We start from the raw sequence: 20,035 nt of genomic DNA, 5'->3' as shown, positions 1-20,035 counted from the left end.
TTTTACTACTTGGTATTATCCGATCGTTTGTTCTGTGGAGGAGCATCGTTGAAGGCACAAAAAACGGCACTGTGAACCTGCACAGTGCCGTTTGTTTGAAAAAGGATGAAGGGTATTCCTTAGCGGGTTTTGGCTCCCGTGGCTGGCAGGAAGCGATAATAGACTTCCAGCATCAGTGCAGCCAAACAGGTGCGATAGTGGACCGCTTTCGCTGACCCCCCTTGGTATTCCGCGCCAACGGCGTGAACCTTGGCTCCGCCGCCAACGTTTTTCCATGAACCATTGTCGTTTTGGTTTTTCAGCAGCTCATCACGGAAGAGCTTGTTGTAGAAGCTCCAGTCTCCGCCGCCCCGGTTGATCATGGCCTGGGCGTGGTAGTAGTGGCGATAGAGATCTGAATCGGCTGAGTTGAACACGAACTTGGCATTTTTCTTGATGTGCTTGGCTCCCTGGCGGACCACGGAGTCGTGACTCTTGTCCCACATTTGGTAGGCGAGCATGCCTGCGCCGGTCATGGTCCAGCCGATATCGCGGCCGGCAGCAGAGTTGTAACCGATTCCACCGTTTTTGTTCTGGGTGTTTTTGATGTAGCCGAGGGCCTTGCGCATGACACCTTTGAACTCGGACTCTTTCCAGAGGCCGGTGTGTTTACAGGCTTTGAGTGCCTGGATTTGCCAGAGCCCGACGGAGTTGTCGTGGTGTCCGCTGGAGTGCTCGTATTTATAGGTCCATGAACCGTTGTTGTGCTGGTGCTCGAGGATCCAGTCACCGGCCATTTTGGTGGCTTCGTTGAGGTTTGGAATGTTGATGCCGAGTTTGATGCAGAAGGTGGCAGCCTCACCGAGGGCGTAAGTGGCGATCCCGTGTTCGTAGCTCCAGTGGCCTTTGAAGTCGGATGCCATTTTGCCGTTGTTTTTCATGCAGACATTGACGAGGTAAACGATGCCGCGGGTGACGGCGTCACCATACTCTTCGGAGTTGGGTGTTTCGCAGCGTCCGAGGAAGGTCAGGATGGCGAGTCCGGTCATACCCACTTTATGTTGAGGGCTCCAGCTTCCGTCTTTGTTTTGGGTTTTTTTCAGCCATTGCAGGGCTTTTTCCACGGCGACTTCGCATTGCTCGTTTCCGCCATTGGCGGCCAAGCGGTTCAGGCGGTCACCTTTGGTGCAGCGTTTTTGCATGGTGGCCGGAATACCTCCGAAGCCTCCGCCGCCCTGTCCGTCGCCGTCGCCCCAGCCGTCACCGAAATCATCACCGTCACCAAAGTCAGTGGATGGGTCCGGGACATCGATTTCCGGCACCGGAATGGCGGTGTTGGATTGGGTATTGGCTGCAATGACTTTGGCCATCGATGATGAGGGTGCGGATGGTTTGCGTTCGACCGCACGTGTCATTTCACGTTTTTTGACGTTATCGTTTTCTTCCGTGCCAGCTTGGTAGGATACAATTTCCGGGGTGAAGTTATCGATGGGCGGGAGCAGGATCCAGAGGAGGATGATGCCGATCAGCAAGACGACCAGAATGGCGATGATGATACTGGTGATGGTTGAATTCCGCTGTTGCGCGTGCAGTCGTGCTTGGGCTTCAGGTGAGAGTTGGGCGTGTAAGCTCATGGTGTGTAGGTGTAGGATGTGAAAATCGGATGGAAAAATCGGATGGGTGATCTGGGTCTCGAAATTCTGGTTTTAATGTTGGTTTTCCGCCGTCCCAGGGAAGGGGTGTATGAGGGACTACAGGATGAGGGGGCAGGATTAGGATCGTGTTTGAAGGGAAATATAGGGGTGTCTTCAGCGGAGACCAGCGAAAAAAACGAGATTTATTGAGGATGGATGTTTGGGGTGGGATGGGGTGCAGTGATGGATCTTGGGTTTGATGTGTTTGTGTGTTTTAATTTCTTTGTGTTTTTAATCCATTGATCATCAACTGCTTGGGTGGTTTTTGGTTGTATTGGGTGTGTGGGGTGTAGGTAGGGAACAACGATGTGTCCAGCGGCACAACGGGTGAGGGGGCGATCGCCTTAGATAAAAAATGAAACTTTTTTTGGCATTTGTTTGCCGGCTCTTGTCATTGCGATGCGATTGGCCTAGGGATAGCTGCATGAGTTTACGTGTCGGAGTAGCAGGAGCGGGGGCCATGGGTCGTAACCATGCCCGGGTATTTTCTTTGTTGGATGGTTGCGAATTGGTTGCCGTTTATGATCAGGATATGGAGCGCGCGGAGCAAGTGGCCGCCGAGTTCGGGGGGAAAGCTGTGGATTCTCTGGATGCTTTTGCTGCCGAAGTGGATGCTGCCACTGTGGCTGTGCCGACGGTTGCCCACCGAAACGTCGGCTGCACGCTGATGGAGCAAGGGGTGCACGTGTTGATGGAAAAGCCGATTGCTGACAGCCTGGACGATGCCCGTGCGTTGATTGAGACGTCAAAACGCTGCGACCGCATTTTGCAGGTTGGGCATATCGAGCGTTTCAACCCGGTCATGAGGGAACTTGAGGATAAGTTGAAGGAGCCTCGTTTTATCGAAGCTCATCGTTTGTCGCCGTTTCCGAATCGGAGCATCGATATCGGGGTGGTGCTTGATTTGATGATTCATGATCTTGAGATCATTCTGCATTTGGTGCGATCCCCGGTGGTGAGCGTGGATGCTGTCGGAGTTCCCGTGATGACGCCGCGTGAGGATATTGCCAATGCGCGTATTCGTTTTGAAAATGGCTGTGTTGCGAATGTGACATCGAGTCGGATCAGCCCGGAGCGCATGCGTAAAATTCGCGTGTTCCAGGGGGATTGTTATTTGTCTCTGGATTACCAGGAGCAAAGCGCGGGCATGTACCGCATGGGAGCCGGGGGGATTGAAAAAGTCGAAGTGAATATCGAAAAGGACGAGCCTCTCAAGCTGGAGTTGGCCTCCTTCATTGAGAGTGTGAATTTGGGAGCCACGCCAGAAGTTTCCGGCCAGCAGGGTGCGGATGCCCTCGCCTTGGCCCTTGAGATTACCAATCAAATCATGCATTCACCCTCGCCGGAGCTGTCGATTTGATCGGATTTGAAAAAAAAAGATCATTTAGGCCCAAGAAATATCCGCGACCTTCGTTTCAATCCGTAGAAAGTGCCTGGCATGGGCGATAACAAGGATACGGACAGTCAGCCCGACCCCCGGGATGGCGAGCAAACAAAGGATATGGTGGAAACCAGTGCAGATCTCGTTGAACGTGCGATTTCAGAATATGAATCGCCGCTGATTGGATATGCACGGACCATCGTGCATGATTTGGACCGTGCCCGTGATGTCGTTCAGGATACGTTCATCCGGCTTTATCAGCAGGACGCCGGCAAGGTTAGCGAAGGTCTGAAATCCTGGCTCTTCACCGTGTGCAGGAATCGGGCTCTCGATGTCTTGCGTAAAGAGAAGCGTCTTGTTGCCGTGGAGGATGAGGTCTTGGAGCGCCGTGACAGCGGTGGTCCGACACCTTATCAGGCTACGGCCGACCATGAGCGGGTAGAGATGGTGAAATCCTATATCTCCCGCTTGCCGGAGAATCAGGCAACCGTGATACTGCTTAAATTTGAGAAAGGATACTCCTATCAAGAAATCAGTGAGGAAACCGGGCTGAGTCAAGGTAATGTGGGTTTTCTCATCCATACGGGGATGAAGCGGCTCCGCTCCATGCTTCCCGACGACTTAAAATAATCCAGATAAACGATCCTTTCAACGACTCCGCAATCCCACCGCCCCCTCAACAACCAATCAGATGAATATCGATATCAATGACCCCCGGATTACTGCCTTTGCTCTCGGTGAGCTGAAAGGGACGGATGCGGTCGAGATGGCCCGTGCGGTTCAGCGCGACCCTCGCATTCGTGCGGCCGTCGACGAAGTGCGTGAAACCTCGTTTTTGTTGCTGGATTCCCTTGGGGGGGGAGAGGTTGAGATGCTTACTTCCGCCCAGCGACAGGCTGTCCGGAGTGCCGGTTCCAATCCAGTGATCGAAGATATTGCGAGTGCACACATGCCATGGTGGAAACACCCCTGGGTCACGGGTGCCGGCGTGGCGGCAGCCCTTGCTTTGGGGGTCTTCTTCGTTATGGAGCCTGCCGGAAAACCTCAATCGTCCGAGGTGGCCGAGCAGGAAGTGGGGCCCGATTGGACCCAGTGGGAGACTCTCAAGTTAATGGCTCCTGTGATTCCCAGGGGAAGTGGGAAGGTTTCGGAGCGCACACCTGAACAAGAGGCCTTGGCTTGGGCCATGACCGAAGAAAATGGACGCTATCGTGAGGTTCTGGCCCGCAGCATTCGCCAGGCTGATTGGGAAATGGCAGCTGAAGTGCCAGAGTCGAGAGAGCAGACATGGCAGCCGGTGGTGGCCGGGCAAGGGTTGATGGTTCCTATGAATGCAGGGGCTTCGTCCTGGACATGGCTGAGCCGTTACCTGAACGAGCGGAATGCCCTCCCTCCGAAAGCGACAATCCGCATCGAAGAGTTGGTGAACCACTTTAGCTACAAGTCTCCGAAAATGCTTCAGGGTGCACGCTTGCATGCCGATTTGGAGATGTGCCAGACGCCTTGGAATGAACATAGTGTGTTGCTGGCTGTGCATGTGGCTGCTGCCTCCGGCGCGGATACGACCGCTTGTGTTGCGGAGCTCCATTTGGATCCTTCGCGTGTTTCCCGCTCCCGGTTGATGGGTTATGGGGAGCCTGTAACAGCTACCGAAAGCGGTGAGGAAGCCGGCTTGTCCCCGGATGTTTCTTATTCACGGGGTAATTATGTCTTTTATGAGTTGGAGTTGGCTGGAGAGTCTACAGATGATGGGCCCATGGTGACTTTACGTGTCGGGTCCGGGGACTCGGGAGCTCTTTCGGTATCGCCCCAAGCCATCCGGGCATGGCCGCAGGCAAGTGCTGACATGCGTTTTGCCTCGATGCTTGCGGCTGCAGGTCGACTTGCCCAAGGGGAGGGGGATCCGAGTGGCTTGTCTGAACTTTTGGATGTGATCGAGCGAGAGGACGGACCTTCGATGAATACCGAGAGGAAGGAAGCTTTGCTTACGCTGCGGAAGCTGGCCCGCGTGCTTTCCGAGTGAGATGAGCTATAAGGTAGCTGGCCTCAAGTTTTTGAATCGATTTGACACGAATGTAATTGATGATACCGCTCTTTAGACGATATGCACACACTACGATACACAATGAACACAGCCTTGGCCATTCTGGCCTTAGCTCTGCCGTCACAGGCGCTGGAGCTACGGACCTTCTATGACCAGGGGAAGACGAAGTCCTTTGACGCGACCTTGACGGCATACGATGCCAAAAAGAAATCGGTCACGGTGAAAAACGCCAAGGGGAAGGCGATGAGCTTTTCCCTTTCGGTGCTTTCCGATGAATGCCAGGCCTATGTTTTGTCAAAACAGGACCTGCTTGAAGTGGCCAAAAATGTTCGCTTGAAGTTCAAGGAAGAGAAAACCAAAGACGGTAAAGACACCTCGCGCGTCGGTTTTGCCATCGAAGTCTATAACCGTGGGAAGGTATCCATTGAGGATGTCACCCTGAACTATACGATTTATTACGATGAGGGAGACCTGAAAAAGGGAGGCATGGTCCGCAAAACCAAGGAAGGCACGCTTTCCACGGGTAAAATCTACGACGGTGATACGCTGACGGTGAATACCGAAACAGTGTATCTCGTGAGGAAGGTCCAGCCACCGGTTGGTGGTGGATGATGTGGTCCCAACGTACCTGGCGGTCGCCGGGTGGACAACATGATCGGAATCATTGTCGATATCGAAGTGGACGGTGAGGTCGTCCGGACGGAGTCATCAAACCGTGCGCTGCTCGACAAGGTGGAGCGGGACCGGAAGAAAATGGCTACGCGTTAAACGAAGGTATTTCGGCTTATTTTTTAACCATTTAACGAAGCCCTGCGGACGTATGATACGTTTCGCGGGGCTTTTTTCTTTTCATCGACGCGGATGGGAGTATCTCTGCGTCACCGGGGATGTATTCCGGTGATCCATTCAATTGAGACCCATGGCTAAAAAAGTTCGTATTCCGATTAAATCTGCTGCGGATATCCGCAAGATGCGTGTTGCCTGTGAGACGGCCAGTGAGATTCTTCAGCTCTGTGCCAAGGCTGTGCAGCCTGGCAAAACCACGGGTGAGATTGACGCCTACGCGGCGGAGTTGATGAAGGAACGCTCATGTAAAAGCGCTTTTCTTGGCTATCGCGGGTTTCCCGGACATATCTGTATTTCCCGCAATGAGGAAGTGGTTCACGGCATTGGGTCCGATACGATTATCCGGCCTGGGGATATCTTGAAAATCGACGTAGGCATCACAAAAGGTGGCTGGATTGGAGACAATGCAACCACCGTTCCTGCGGGTGACATCGATTTGGAAACCAAGCGGCTTCTGTGTGCCACCGAACAATCCCTGTATGAGGCCATTGATCACGCCCGCAATGGGACACACCTCGCGGATTTGTGTGGTGCGGTGGAGGCACATGTGCAGCCTTATGGGTTTACAGTGGTCAAAGAATTTGTCGGTCATGGTGTCGGGCGAAACCTGCATGAAGAACCGCAGGTTCCGAATTTTCGTCCGCCGGGCCGTAGCCCCAAGCTGCGACCGGGCATGGTGTTGGCGATTGAGCCGATGGTGAATGCAGGGGTACCTGGAGTAACCATTCTCAGTGATGGCTGGACGGTGATTACAAATGACCGCAAGAACTCTTCTCATTTCGAACACACGGTGTTGGTAACCGAGGGGAAACCGGATATTTTGACCGCTCGTCCTCGTGAGGCGACGGAAGAACTTTTGGGAATCAAGATGGATGGCTAGCTTGTTGATTGCGGGCTATGGTTTTCTCGGTCATGCCTTGAAGCCATTGTTTGAAGCGAGGGGCTGGCAGGTGGATTGCCTCAGTCGGACTGGTGGTCCGGGCGTGACGGCTTGTGACCTTTCCGATGAAGATGCGGTTCTGGCTTTGCCGGGGGAGTATGATTTGGTGATTCATTGTGCTGCGTCCGGTGGTGGTGGCCCTGACGCTTACCGATCGGTGTATCTCGATGGATGTCGCCATTTATCCTCCAGATTTTCAGGCACGCCCTTCTTATTTATCTCCAGCACTTCGGTGTATGGTCAGCAGGATCACAGTGAGGTCACGGAGGCCAGCACGACGGTGCCATCGACGGAAACGGCAGCAATCTTACTTGAAGCCGAACGCGCGGCTATTGAGGCTGGCGGTGTGGTGCTTCGTCTATCCGCGCTCTGCGGTGCCGGGCGATGTTATACCGCCACTTCCTTTATCAATGGTCGTGCCAGATTGGATGGTGCAGGCGAGCGGGTGTTGAACTTTGTCCACCGTGATGATGTTGCGTCGGCTTGTTACCTGCTGGCTGAGCTGGGGCTCCGAGCACAGGGTCAAATCTACAATATCTCGTCGGTAAGCCTGACCCAGTTGGAGTGCTATCAGCAGTTGGCTGAGTCCTATGGGATGGCATTACCCCCGGTGGCACAACCAGGAGAGGTGACCCGGCGTAGAGGAAGCAGCAGTAAGCGCGTGCTGTCTGATAAAATCCGAGCCTTGGGCTGGAAGCCTCACTTTGCCGATTGGTTGGCCATTGCCCGTGACCAGGGTGGATCGTGAGCAGCGGATTTGAATCTGCTTGTCAAAATGCTGTAGGAGGCTAGAAGTGGATTATGGCCATGTTTCGTTGTTTGATCATCCTGGGTTTAAGTTTTGCGATCAGCGGGGGATGGCTTCTTGCCCAAGAAAAGGAAAAACTACTTGCCGTGACCTTGTGGGATTCACCAGGTGACGGGAAGTCGTTTTACTGGCGCTCGGATCAGGATTCTGAATTGAAGGGCATCGAGTTGGCCCCGATGAAGCGTTCCAAGCCCTTAAGTACGGAGGCTTCCGAGCTTCATTTTTATATCAAGCAGGATGGGGAGCCGCGCAAGTTGGGCACGGTGAAACTCGCGGATGCCCCGGATCATGCTCTGGTCATTCTGAAACTAGAGGATGAAGTGAAGCAGGAGGATGAAGAGAAACCAGAGGAGGGAGAGACGCAGGATGAGGAGGTGACGCCAGAGGAGGAGGTGAAGCAGGATGAGGAGCCTCAACAAAGTGGGTGTGAAATCGTTGTCATTCCAGACAATCCGAAGGACTTACCTTATGGTTCCTATTATTTTTACAACCATTCCGAATTGCCCTTGGATGGGAAACTGGGAGAGGAAGAGTTTCGCTTGGAGCCGGGAAAAGGTATCCATGTTGCTCCGGACGCTAAAAACGGTGAGGCGTTGTCGTTTGAGTTGGCTTACGAGAAAGAAGGGAAAAAGAAATTTCTGGTCCGCAATACGTTTCATTACAAAACCAAGAAGTATCTGGTTCTGCTCTTTGATGAGGAAACGTCTTCGAGTGGTCGAGTCCGTCTGGAATCAAAAGGGCTGGTTGCCTTCCAACCGGATGAAGAGGAACAGGAGGTGGATCCGGAATCTTGATCTTGGCCTGGCTGTGTGAGCCGGGTTGAACCGCGTGGTGCTGATCGATCAGAACCGGTAAGTGGTTCCGAGGACGAGCATCGTCATGTCATCGAAATTAAAATCGAGTTCGGCCTGGATTTGCCAGTGGGGGTTGACATCCACGGCGCATCCCACCAGCCCGTTCCATGGCTTGGCCGGCCCTTGTAGGACCTCGAAATCGAGGGTGTTGTTGTTTCCCAGGGGAAGGCTGCCGCTGATGATGGTTTCGGAGTCCCAATAGGCGGCACCAGCGAACAAGGTGGTGGTGTAGCCATAGATTTTGCCGCGGTAACCGATACGGCCGGAGTAGATCCAGACGTCGACCGTGTCGCTGAATGCTCCACCGAGGTCGGTCGCGGAATAGACGGCATCGAACGAAGCAAAAAAGTTTTTATACCCACCGGAGAGATTGGCCCCTGCACCCCAGATGTCAGCTTGTAGATCGGGGAATACCCGGATGTCACGGGTGATGTCACCACCTCCAGGGCCTGGGATGGTGATGTTCAGATCGACTTCCGATTGGTTGTCAATTCTGCCGCCAAAGGCGTAGACATTGAGAAAGGGCAGGGGGAAGGCATCGAGCCTGATCAGCCCCGTCTGAACTTCATTTTCGGTATCGACGGCAAGGAAGCGGGAGACGTTTTTCAGGTCTCCGTTGACCCCGGCCTTGACGTCCTTGACTTCGACATTGCGTTGAAGGTTGATGTAGGTGGCGGATACTCCAAAAGGGAGTGGGATCTCATAGCCTTGAGCCAGAGCCTCTTTGGTCAGACTCGGCCAGAGCCCATACCAACTGCGACCGTCATCGGTTTGAGCTTCTGCTTCTGTAAGTAGCGGTTGATCTTTGGCGTGGAGGGGGAGGACGACCAGGCCGAGGAGCATTCTTGAAAGAATGATTTTCATCGGAATCAGACGCTGGCAATGGGTGGTGCACATACGGCGTGGCGGGTCAGGAATTCATCAGCGACACCGTTGTAGGCTTTGCTTCCCGTGCCATTGGGGTCGTGTTCGAAGATCGTCAGCCCGTGGCTGGGTGCTTCGCCGATACGGATCGAGCGGGGAACCACGGTTTGGTAAATCTGGGATGGGAAATAATTGGCGACTTCTTCCACCACCTGGCGGGAAAGGTTGGTGCGGCCGTCATACATCGTCATCAGGATACCTTCGAGCAGGACATCCGGATTGGCCCCGGTGTCCCGAATTTGTTCGATGACTTGCACGATTTTGGCCAGCCCTTCCAGGCCGAACCACTCACATTGGAGAGGGATGAGGATTTCATCCGCTGCAGCGAGCGCCGAGGTCATCAGCACGCCGAGTGACGGCGGGGTGTCGAGAATGCAGAAGTCGAACTGGTTGTGCTGTTTTGACTTGGAGAGTAAGTTGCGCAGGCGCATCAGGTGGTCTTCACGCCGGGCGAGTTCGATTTCCACTCCGGCGAGGTCCATACCGGATGGGATCAAGGAGAGGTTTTCGAGCCGGGAAGGGATGATTTTTTCTTCCATGCTGCTTTCTCCGATCAGCGGGTAATACATGCTTTCCTGCCCGTCCGGTTCACAGCCGAGGCCGCTGGTTGCATTTGCCTGGGGGTCGAGGTCAATGAGCAGAACCCTCTGACCTCGGGCGGCCAGGGCGGCTGACAGGTTGATGGAGGTCGTGGTTTTTCCGACTCCTCCTTTTTGGTTGGCGATGGCGACAATTTTCATCTGGTCCTCGGGAAATGGTCTGGGTATGAATTGGGGATCGGCGGGCGGCACCGGAGTCCGGAACGAAACATGCACGAATCGGGCACCGAGCCAAAGACAAAAATCAGTCGATCTGCAAACGTGGCATTGCACTGGGGCCGCAATTGGGCACTCTGTGCGCGTCCCTACAAGATCCGGGGAGCACGAGCATCATGGAAATTACCGAACAATGGATTGGCAAGGCCTCGGGAGGGCGGGTTTTTAGAGAAGCTAGATCCCTGCTGAAGTCTCGGAAACTCATTCAGGTAAGCCGCAAGGGGGATGTGTTCCAGGGAAGTTTTGACATTGGGCGCCGGCCGATGCGGGTGACGGTCAAGGTGCTGGGGCCGCATGAGGTAAGAAACCATTGCGGATGTAGCATGGCCCGTCGAAGCGGAGCGTTGTGTGAACATGCAACGGCTTTGATGCTTGCCGGGATCATGGATCAGGCACCGGTCAGACCAACCGACGAACAGCCGCAAGCCCAGCCATCCGGGCAGCCATTACGGGAACTACCGGGAACGGTGGATGTTGTTCCCATGGAAGTGGCCCTTGCCCCACTGTTTCCGGAGAAGGGGGCTGGAGCCATCCACTTACGTCGGGCCGAGGTCGTTGCTGAGGAGGAAACGAGTGTGTCGGACCGGGCCTTGAGTCGTTGGTTGTATGAAGCGACGGGTAAGGTGGATGCCGCGATGCTTTCTCTGGGGGAGAAGCAAATGGCAGGGTTTTACCGGGTTCTCGCCGGCCACCGCAGGGTTTCACGGGCCGGAGTGCCGGTGGAGATTGTGATGGATCGTCTGAAGCCGGCATTGGAGCTGGATCTGGATGGTTCGGAGTGTCGGATCCGCATGGTGGGCTCGTCATTGGTTCCCCTTGGATCGGCTCTTGCCGACTGGCTTGAGGATTGGGCTCCGGATGTTTCACGCTTGGTGATTGATACATCGGATACGGATACGGTGCTTTCGGATGATTGGCAGCCGATGAAGACCAAAGCCTTGATCGGAATGCTGCCGGCACTCGCTGAGATGTACCAATTGCCAGACGATCTCGGCGGTCTGCGTATCAAGGCGGCAGTGCCTGAAATTCAAATGGAAATTGCGGGGTCGACTCGGGCTCTGCAGGTGCAGCTTCGTGGGCTGTACCCGGAAAATGTCCAGGTTCCACTCGGCCAGGCCAAACCTTCGCGGTCGGCCGCTGGAAATGGGTTTCCCATTTCCTCCGGGGAACCCAACCTGTGGTGGGTTAGGAATGAGGAATTCGAGCAGTCAGCGGTCGCGGAGTTGATGGCTGTCGGCTTCCAGATGCTCGACGCCAGTGGTTTGCTCTTTCTTCGCGGTGAAGAGCAGGTGCTTGAGTTTTTGACCGTTCGTCTTCCGGGCTTGCGAAAGAAGTGGTCGGTCCAGACCGAGGAGAAGCTGGCGCATGTCGAATCTCGGGTTGAGCGGATTGTGCCTCATGTCGAGGTGAGTGGCCACGGTGAGGATTGGTTATCCTGTGACATCGCCTGGCAGTGTGGCGATCAGACGCTGAGCTCGGATGCGGTTCGCAAACTTCTGATGTCCGGAAGCCGGACGATGGCCATGCCGCGTGGAGGGAAAGCGGTGCTGTCTCATTTCGATGCGGAGGTGATGGAGGGATTGTTGCTGGATACGGACCCGCGCCAGGAGTCAGGGCAGTATCTGGTGGGGGCGCAGCATGAGGCCTACCTCGGGCGATTGCAGGACTATTATGCGGAGGGATCCGAAAAGTATAGGAACGAAGATCCGGTGCCTGCATTGCCGGATGATCTAACGGGTATTTTGCGCGAGTACCAGTATGAGGGAGTGCAGTGGCTTTACCGAAGATTAGCTGGAAGTGGTGCGGCCTTGCTGGCTGATGACATGGGATTGGGGAAAACCTTGCAAGCCCTGGCAGTCGTCAAGTTATGGAAAGCTCATGGAGGTGCTGAAGCTTCCGGGCCTGCACTGGTGGTGTGTCCTGCGACCTTGTTAGGAAACTGGCGTGATGAAGCTGCCAAGTTTGTTCCGGATATGACGGTCTTGGTCATGCATGGTTCTAAGCGTAAGGATTACTTCGAGGTGATGGAGGCGGCGGATATCATTATCACCAGCTACGCGCTTCTCGATCGAGATGTCGAGCAATATGAAAGGATCAAGCTCGGCGTGATGGTGCTGGACGAAGCGAGTGCGATCCGCAACCCGGACACCTTGGCCGCCAAAGCCGCACGAAGGATGAATGTGCCTGCCCGGATCGCAATCACTGGCACACCCGTGGAAAATGGCGTGCGTGACCTGTGGTCGATTTTTCAATTTTTGATGCCTTCTTATCTGGGGGGGCGCGAGGATTTTCGGCTGCGTTATGAATTGCCATGCCAAGCGGAAGTCCCTGACATGGCAGCGATGCAGCGCCTGCGCTGGCGCACCTCGCCCTTTATGTTACGCAGGACGAAGTCGCTTGTCGCCAAGGATCTTCCTCCGAAGATGGAGAGTGTGGTTTGGTGCGACCCGTCGCCGATGCAAAAAGAGACTTATCAGTCGATTCTTCGGCAGGGGGTGGAGAAGGTGGATGCCCTGCGTAAGCAGTCGGGGCCGGATGCTGGTCGCATGCAGATGCTGACGGTTTTGTTGCGCTTACGGCAGACATGCTGTGACCTTCGCTTACTGGATGATCAACTAGGGCGCCAAAGTCTACAGGAGGTTTCCTCGAAGTTGGCCCGATTGATGGAGCTATTGGATGAAGCTGAACGTGGTGGCCACCGGGTGCTGGTGTTTTCCCAATTCACGTCGATGCTTTCTCTCATCCGGGATGAATTGGACCGGGAGGATATCGACTTCTGCTATCTTGATGGATCCACGACGGATCGTTCTTCTGTCGTAAAACGGTTCCAGAAACCGGACGGCCCCCCGGTCTTTTTGATCAGTCTGAAAGCCGGTGGTTATGGTCTTACCTTGACCGCTGCGGATACCGTGGTGCTGTTTGATCCTTGGTGGAACCCGGCGGTTGAAGCCCAGGCTGCCGACCGAATTCACCGGATCGGTCAAACCAAACCCTCGACGATTTATAAATTCATCACCCGCGGAACCGTGGAGGAAAAAATCCTCCGCTTGCAGGAACGCAAACGCTCAGTGATCAGCGCGGCAACAGGTGAAATGAGTGATGAAAGCACGCCGATGATGAGTGGCCTGAGCGATGGCGAAATGCGCGATCTTCTGGCTTAGTCAAGATCGCTGCCTTCAACGAAGGACCGGATCATATCAGAATATCCGGCAGATCGGATTGGCCTCGATCCGTTGCCGATACCTCGGCTTGAAGATGGTCTTTCCATGGGGGCTTATCCTTTGGCTCCAACAGAAAGGCCGGATCGTTCAAGAATCGAAATGTCGAAATTGCCTCTTTTTTTATTTTTTTGCCAAGGCATCATTCAGGGCATGCAGGTGCAGATCAAACATCTCTTTATTTCGACGGGCCATAATTACTATGGACGACACGGCAAGGGCGCCATGGACTACGCAATCGAGGAAGCCGAATCCATCGAATGTGTCGCCGGCAGTGGCATCGTGGGAGATCGGTTTTTTGATTATAAGCCGGATTACAAAGGGCAAATCACATTGTTCGATTGGGCAGTGTATGAGCGGGTCCGCGATGAAATTGTCAAAGGTGATCTTCACCCCAGAGCCTTCCGGAGAAACGTGGTGGTCGAGGGGGTGGATTTGAATACCCTGATCGATAAACGATTTTCGTTAGGTGATCTGGAGCTGACCGGTTCGTGCGAGTGCGCTCCTTGTTATTGGATGGATCAGGCCTGTGCCCCTGGGACGCATGAATTTCTGAAAGGGCAGGGTGGTTTACGTGCGCGAATTGTGCAGGGAGGCGAGCTGGCAAGTGGAGTGTATGATCTTGATGTGTTAGGTGGTGTCTAGCTATCGGGTGGTCCCGCGTTTCTTTCAACGGAAGATTGAATACCTTCAATCGCCCGGTACTGATTTTGCAGATGAGGGCTTAGTGCATTTCTTCGGATCGGAGGATTTGAAGCGGTGGTTGTTTGGCAATTCCTCTGCTGAGCAGCATGCCGAGTAAGACGATCAGGCAGATGCAGCTCAGTGAGTTGAGTGCTAACATTTCCCACGGGATGCGGTAGCTTTCTCCTTCGCTGGCCCCTTCGAAAACGAGTCTGCCAAGAAGTGAACTGGCAACCAGCGCCAAGACCGCACCGGTCAGGGTGGCCATGCTTCCAAGCAAGGCGTATTCAACGGCAAGGATGCGCGCCATTTGTTCACGGGACGCTCCGAGTGTTCTGAGGAGGGCGCTCTCCCGAACCCTGACACGGCGACCCGACAGGATGGATGCAATGAGCACAATGCCGCCGGTAAACACCGTGAACATGGCCATGATCCGGATGGTGCTCGCTGCTGTGTCGAGCACGGATTGAACGGTTGTTAGGATGAGGCTGACGTCGATGCTGTTGACATAGGGGAGTTGTTCGAAGACCGATTGCTGGAACTCGGCCGTGGCATCCGCATCCGGAGAGTGGGCCGCCAGAACATTAAACGAGACATAGGGGTCGATGCTTCCCTTTGGAAATACGATAAAAAAGTTGAGGTTCATACTTCTCCAATCGACTTCACGCAGGCTGGCGACCCGAACCTTGACGGACTCACCAAAGCCTTCGATCGACATGGTGACTTCGTCGCCGAGTTGCAGTCCGAGATCGGATGCGAGCTTTTGCTCAAAGCTGGCGGGGATGGCGGCATCGGGTTGCAGGCCCTCGACAGAGCCGACCCATTCTCCGCTGAGCAAGGTTTCGGTATCGGTCAGGTTTTCCCGGAAGGTGGATCGAAACTCCCGGCGAAGGATCCAGCGGGGAATGGGCTTGCGGCCAGAGGAAGGGACAATCAATTCATTGACCGGAGTGCCTTTGATCTCAGTCAGTCGAAGCTGCACGATCGGAGCGTTGCCTAGCATTTTCACCCGGCTTTGGCTCATGAGTTGCTCCACTTGCTGTTCCTCTTCGGGGGGCACGTCGACGAGAAACAGGTTGGGACGGTTTTCCATGCGTTCGGGGTCGAGCCATTGGCGTAGAATATTCTGGGTGAGAAGCAGAGTGAAGATTAGGAATACCCCGAGACCGATGGATACCATAAAGATGCCGGTCTGGTTGTTCGGGCGGTGGAGGTTTGCGATCCCCTGACGCAAAACAAATGGCCAGCCCGGGCGTGAGCATTTTTTTGCCAAATGACGTAGTAGGAATCCAGAAAGAGAGAGTACCGAAAAGGAGACCAGTAGGAAAAAGGTATAGCCCAGCGCGATCATGCCTCCCTTGTTCTGTCCGGACGTTTCCCAATAGGTTAGAAGAAAGGAGAACAGCACCAGTGAAAGCATGACAACCCAGCGCCAGGGATCCCGTTTGCTGGATTGTTGGATGCCATCGGCCCGGCGCAGGGCGGCGAGTGGACTGACCCGTCGGACGGCGAGTAGAGGAAGCAGGGCGAAACTCAAGGTGATCCAGAGCCCAATCCCCGCACTGTTCAGGATGATGTCCCAGGCGGGGGAGACCTCGACTTCGAAGGGGATCAGTCCGGCGGGGAGTCGCTCAAGGACGATGCGGGTGAGTTCTACCAATGAGCAGCCGGTCAGGACTCCGAGCAGTGATCCAGCGATGCCCATCGCCAGACTCTGAGCAAGATACACAGAAAAGGCCCGGGCGGCAGAGCAGCCGAGGCAGCGCAAGGTGGCCACTGCCGAGAGCCGATCATGCACGTGGGTATGAATGGCTCCGGCGATACCGATACCTCCAAGGAATAAGGCGCTGAGGCCTATCAGACTGAAAAAGGTGTAGAGTCGGTTGATTGCTTTTTCGATGTTTTCGCTCCGGCGTTTCGACGTCGTTTGGGTCAGCCGTTGTTTGGCGATCAGTTGAGCTTTATCTTTGACCACGGCTTCGGGGTCGATTCCCGGTGGTAGTTTGAAATACTTGCGGTAGAAGACGAGGCTCTTGCCTCCTACCAGTTGTGACTGTTCCAGGGTGTCGAGCGAGGTGACGGCGGTGGGTGAAAGGGCGCTGAAACCTGAGGACGAAGGCGGAGCCTTGAGCAGGACACCCAACACCGGCAGTTCGGTGTTGCCGAAGCGTGCGGTATCACCAACTTCGGCATTCATACTTTTCAAAAACGAGGACTCCACGATGATGCCCGGGGTGGTAAACAATTTTTCCCAGGCATCCGGCGGGCTGGTGGTGACCTTGCCGTAGTAGGGGAATGCTTTTTCGATGCCGCGCAGGTTGACGAGTTTCGGGCTGCTTTGCTCACCGAGGCGGAGCATGGTGGTAAAGGAGATCTCACTCGATTGTTGCGCTCCATCAACGCGCAGCCGGGTAAACCAATCTTCGGCAGGTTTCTGATAGGGTTGGCGTGAGCCCACCATCAGATCGGCCCCCAGCAAGGATTTTGCCTGGCTTTCGACCGCTTCGTTGAGGTTGTTCCTCAGAGAGCCAATCGTGACCAGCGCAGCCACACCGAAGATGATCGAGGATGAGAACAGGAGCAGGCGCCAGCGCACCGGGCGGCTGTCCCGCCACGCCATTTTCCATGCCCAGCGGCTGAAGAGATGTTTGATTACGGAGAGCATCAGACGTCGCGATGTTTGGGGGCTTGGTTGGAATCGATCCGTTTCCCGCCCTTGAGGTGGAAGGTGATGGATGCCTTGCGGGCCAGCTCCAAATCGTGGGTAACCAGAACCAGGGCGGTTCCGGACTCACGGTTGAGTTCGAAGAGCATGTTTTCGACCAGTTCGCTGGCTTCTTCATCGAGGTTGCCGGTGGGTTCGTCGGCAAACAGGATTTTCGGTTGGTGAATAAACGCCCGGGCGATGGCAACACGCTGCTGCTCTCCTCCCGAAAGTTGGCTCGGGTAGTGGTGGATGCGTTTGTCAAGCCCGACTCGACCCAATAACTCTTCGGCCCGGCGGATGGTGTGGGAGCACGGACGTCCCTGGATCTCACCAGGGACAAGGACATTTTCCAGCGCGGTCAGCGTCGGCATCAGTTGAAAATTCTGGAAGATGAAGCCAACCGACCGGGCACGGAGCCCGGCCCGTTCATCTTCGTTCATGGTTGAGAGTTTTTGACCGTCCAGAACGACTTCACCACTGCTGGCGCGGTCGAGCCCGGCGCAGAGCCCGAGCAGGGTGGTTTTGCCACTGCCGGAAGGGCCAACGATTGCCGCTGTGGCTGATGCGGGAACTTGGATGCTGACCTGGTCCAACACGGTTAATGCATGCTCACCGCTGCGGTAGACTTTACTCAGTTGATCGGTCGTTAGAATCATAGGCGGGTGTTCCGTAGTCTGGTGGGTTTCCGGCTTGGAATTCCCCTTGGCGGAGCTCTGTGATGGGTTCATAAATGGTTGGAGTGAGTCGCTGGAGAGATGCGGGCGGGTAAATTTCTGGCTAATCTTTCAGATCGGAGTAGAATGCGCGGGCATGTTTATCATACACGTGATTGTTCATCCGTCATCTCTCTTTCGCTGTGCTATCGTAATTGCCGTATCCATGACAGCGTTGCTGCTTCCGTCCTTTGTTTCGGCGAAGGAAGAGGCGAAGGAAGAGGCGAAGTCGGATGCCAAGCGGTTGGTCCCGCGTGTGGTCGTTCTCGGTGACAGCATCACGGCTGGTTATGGCTTGAAAAAGGAAGAGGCATACCCGGAACTCTTACGCAAGATGGCGGCGGATGAGGGGAGGGCCATCACCGTGGTCAATGCGGGCTTGAGTGGTGATACCACCCGCGGAGGGCTTCGCCGCTTGGCTGTGTTGGCCCGTCAGCCGATGGACATCCTCGTGATTGCTCTCGGAGGCAATGATGGCTTGCGTGGAATCGAGCCCAAAGTCAGTCAGCGCAATCTGGAGCTCATGATTGATCGGGCCAGAGCGAGTCATCCGGAAGTTCATGTGCTCTTGGCGGGAATGCAGATGCCTGACAATATGGGTGAAGAATACACCCGGGAGTTTCAACGCATTTTTGCAGCCGTGGGGAAAAAGAAACAGGTCGCCGTGCTGCCGTTTTTATTGGAAGGGGTGGCGATGGACAAAGACCTCAACCTCGCGGATGGCATCCACCCCAACGCACGAGGCCAACAGGTCGTTGCCCGTCACGTCTACCCGGCACTGAAAGCGTTGATTGAAGCTTCAGAAGAGTAGGTGAAAAACAGATAAGATGATGACGGTCAAAAAATGGATGATCTTAGGCTAAAGAAGCAGATGGACTTCTTTAACTCATGGGCATGGCAAAGCTGAGAAAGGTCAATCCGTAAACTTTGAACCTTCGAGCAGAACGAATACACCAGGGGCTAACAGCCTGCGGCGCTGACAGGATTCACATGATTGAAGAGAATTTACAGGATTTTTTAAGAAGTAAGCGATAGGTTTTAGGCAACCCTTGATCTTTGAAAATTAAAAATCCTGATAATCCTGTCAGCGCCGCAGGTATTACCGCGATAATCTCCCTAATACCGTTTGAGTGGTTCGTTTGTCGGAATGGCGGTGTTCGTTTGGCCTTGAGTTCAAGGCGTGACAAAGGAATGGAGCGAGCTGCATGACTGAGGAAAAACGCCGAAATCAAGCCAAAGAAATACCGCTTTTCATTCCCATCAGCTACGCCGACTTGCTTCCATCTCAAGCTCTTCACTATTTGTCCATTCCGATAAAATAACCGGGAGAATGGTACAATGTAGGAGCCCTGACTCTTCGATCGATTCATGATGAAACGATAATCCGAGCTCAACGAATACGCAGAGAGATACCAAATCTGCTCCCCCTCAGTCTCGTTTATCATTCCTCCGTATTTCTATTTTTCCGATTGAATACGCAGATCACCCAGTCGTAACTTATCTTCGCTGTAAAGAAAACAAAAGCGACAGCTATGATATTTAATAAATAGGCTGCAAGATTAGGATAATCGAGGCCGTCATCCCAGTATACCTTAGCAAAAGGAACCCCGACTCCGTGAAAACCGTCAGGATCTCCCCATGGGATAAACGTAAGCACGACCCCAACGGGTGTTGAGATAATACATATAAAGATTAACAGGTATATCCATCTCATCATAAATGAATCAACATGATCCACATCTCAAAGCTTAGCTGCAAGCCTTTTACACTGCTGAGCAGCATCTTTGTCTGCCCCTCCGCTAACACGCACATCTCTCCTTGCCCGAATGGCAATTATTATCAAAAGGCTTAACTAAGTGCCATTCGGGTTAGGCAGAGAAATGGTGCACCTTTACTGGATTCAGCGACAGCACCGTCCTGTCGTCGGACCGTAATACCTGTATGTGTAGTAGTTGAGCCCGGGTTTTGAAGTTTTCATCATGGCTTGCTTGAAGATTCACTGTTCACGCGCCGAACCCTCTCTGCCTTCAGGACTGCTCCCTCTCTTTTCCTTTTTCAACGATCTTGCTTCCTCTCTTTTTTTATTTCTAATTTTTTCAAGCAACTTCTTAAAGTCCAAACTTGAAATTTTTTCATCACTTTCAATGCCTAACAAAAAGGAATAATGTAATGCCCTGTCAGTTATAGGTATAGCCATTTTGGTGGGGCCTCCATCTGCTTTATCCCAATCGCACGAAAAATACCAATAACGTTGCGATTCCAATTCTTCGTCGTCGGACACTTTAGGGGTATACATTCTAAATTTTGCTTTTTCATATGACCCCCAATAATTCTGCTTTTCTGTATACTTATACCAAAGCAGTTTATCCTGATTTCCTGACACCTCCACAACCGTACTGGCTGCGTATGTAAAACGCTCTAATCTAGC

The 20,035-nt window shown here is 53.9% G+C and carries 17 protein-coding genes; 10 read left to right on the top strand and 7 right to left on the bottom strand.

Going from position 1 to position 20,035, the window contains the following annotated elements:
* Nucleotides 1-119 precede the first annotated feature (119 nt).
* Nucleotides 120-1,613, bottom strand: a complete 1,494-nt coding sequence (locus HW115_RS16695) for a prenyltransferase/squalene oxidase repeat-containing protein (RefSeq protein ID WP_178934099.1) — start codon at nt 1,611-1,613, stop codon at nt 120-122.
* A 484-nt stretch (nt 1,614-2,097) separates the two neighbouring features.
* Between HW115_RS16695 and HW115_RS16690 the strand changes: the two genes are divergently transcribed.
* The 7 genes from HW115_RS16690 to HW115_RS16660 all read left to right on the top strand — a co-directional run bounded on the left by HW115_RS16690 (nt 2,098) and on the right by HW115_RS16660 (nt 8,486).
* A complete protein-coding gene (locus HW115_RS16690) occupies nt 2,098-3,033 on the top strand; it encodes a Gfo/Idh/MocA family protein (RefSeq protein WP_178934098.1) in 936 nt (311 codons plus the stop codon).
* A gap of 78 nt (nt 3,034-3,111) precedes the next feature.
* Entirely contained in the window at nt 3,112-3,684 is a 573-nt protein-coding gene (locus tag HW115_RS16685) for an RNA polymerase sigma factor (RefSeq protein WP_227021606.1), read from the top strand.
* 61 nt (nt 3,685-3,745) lie between these two features.
* Complete coding sequence (locus HW115_RS16680) at nt 3,746-5,077, top strand: VWA domain-containing protein (RefSeq protein WP_178934097.1); 1,332 nt, start codon at nt 3,746-3,748, stop codon at nt 5,075-5,077.
* An 81-nt stretch (nt 5,078-5,158) separates the two neighbouring features.
* A complete protein-coding gene (locus HW115_RS16675) occupies nt 5,159-5,710 on the top strand; it encodes a hypothetical protein (RefSeq protein WP_178934096.1) in 552 nt (183 codons plus the stop codon).
* 307 nt (nt 5,711-6,017) lie between these two features.
* Nucleotides 6,018-6,824 carry a type I methionyl aminopeptidase gene (gene map, locus HW115_RS16670; RefSeq protein ID WP_178934095.1) on the top strand — a complete coding sequence of 269 codons (807 nt, stop codon included), beginning with the start codon at nt 6,018-6,020 and terminating at the stop codon, nt 6,822-6,824.
* Nucleotides 6,817-7,632, top strand: a complete 816-nt coding sequence (locus tag HW115_RS16665; RefSeq protein ID WP_178934094.1) for an NAD-dependent epimerase/dehydratase family protein — start codon at nt 6,817-6,819, stop codon at nt 7,630-7,632. Before map ends, HW115_RS16665 begins: the two co-directional genes overlap by 8 nt.
* Before the next feature lie 59 nt (nt 7,633-7,691).
* Nucleotides 7,692-8,486 (top strand): hypothetical protein, encoded by a 795-nt coding sequence (locus HW115_RS16660; protein ID WP_178934093.1) that lies wholly within the window; start codon nt 7,692-7,694, stop codon nt 8,484-8,486.
* A 48-nt stretch (nt 8,487-8,534) separates the two neighbouring features.
* Here the strand turns inward: HW115_RS16660 and HW115_RS16655 are convergent, their stop codons facing one another.
* Nucleotides 8,535-9,410 (bottom strand): hypothetical protein, encoded by an 876-nt coding sequence (locus tag HW115_RS16655; protein ID WP_178934092.1) that lies wholly within the window; start codon nt 9,408-9,410, stop codon nt 8,535-8,537.
* A 5-nt stretch (nt 9,411-9,415) separates the two neighbouring features.
* Nucleotides 9,416-10,210 carry a ParA family protein gene (locus HW115_RS16650; protein WP_178934091.1) on the bottom strand — a complete coding sequence of 265 codons (795 nt, stop codon included), beginning with the start codon at nt 10,208-10,210 and terminating at the stop codon, nt 9,416-9,418.
* 191 nt (nt 10,211-10,401) lie between these two features.
* On the opposite strand from HW115_RS16650, the gene HW115_RS16645 reads away from it, so the two are divergent.
* Together HW115_RS16645 and HW115_RS16640 are read left to right on the top strand one after the other, a co-directional pair.
* Nucleotides 10,402-13,446, top strand: a complete 3,045-nt coding sequence (locus tag HW115_RS16645; RefSeq protein WP_178934090.1) for a DEAD/DEAH box helicase — start codon at nt 10,402-10,404, stop codon at nt 13,444-13,446.
* Nucleotides 13,447-13,605: 159 nt separating this feature from the next.
* Nucleotides 13,606-14,148 (top strand): MOSC domain-containing protein, encoded by a 543-nt coding sequence (locus HW115_RS16640; RefSeq protein ID WP_227021605.1) that lies wholly within the window; start codon nt 13,606-13,608, stop codon nt 14,146-14,148.
* Nucleotides 14,149-14,227: 79 nt separating this feature from the next.
* Here the strand turns inward: HW115_RS16640 and HW115_RS16635 are convergent, their stop codons facing one another.
* Nucleotides 14,228-16,852, bottom strand: a complete 2,625-nt coding sequence (locus HW115_RS16635; protein WP_178934088.1) for an ABC transporter permease — start codon at nt 16,850-16,852, stop codon at nt 14,228-14,230.
* Nucleotides 16,852-17,550, bottom strand: a complete 699-nt coding sequence (locus tag HW115_RS16630) for an ATP-binding cassette domain-containing protein (RefSeq protein ID WP_178934143.1) — start codon at nt 17,548-17,550, stop codon at nt 16,852-16,854. The genes HW115_RS16635 and HW115_RS16630 overlap by 1 nt, the downstream gene beginning before the upstream one ends.
* Before the next feature lie 223 nt (nt 17,551-17,773).
* Here HW115_RS16630 and HW115_RS16625 point away from each other — a divergent pair, with 223 nt between their 5' ends.
* On the top strand, nt 17,774-18,418 hold the full coding sequence (locus HW115_RS16625; RefSeq protein ID WP_178934087.1) for an arylesterase: 645 nt from the start codon (nt 17,774-17,776) through the stop codon (nt 18,416-18,418).
* Nucleotides 18,419-18,593: 175 nt separating this feature from the next.
* On the opposite strand, the gene HW115_RS16620 is transcribed toward HW115_RS16625, so the two are convergent.
* Nucleotides 18,594-18,977 (bottom strand): hypothetical protein, encoded by a 384-nt coding sequence (locus HW115_RS16620; protein ID WP_178934086.1) that lies wholly within the window; start codon nt 18,975-18,977, stop codon nt 18,594-18,596.
* Nucleotides 18,978-19,603: 626 nt separating this feature from the next.
* The coding region (locus HW115_RS16615) for a hypothetical protein (RefSeq protein ID WP_178934085.1) at nt 19,604-20,035 on the bottom strand (432 nt) is incomplete at its 5' end.

The sequence above is a fragment of the Oceaniferula marina genome (genome assembly GCF_013391475.1).
Lineage (GTDB): Bacteria > Verrucomicrobiota > Verrucomicrobiia > Verrucomicrobiales > Akkermansiaceae > Oceaniferula > Oceaniferula marina.
The sequence above is the reverse complement of the archived record's forward strand: the minus strand, read 5'-3'. Positions and strand labels throughout refer to the sequence as shown.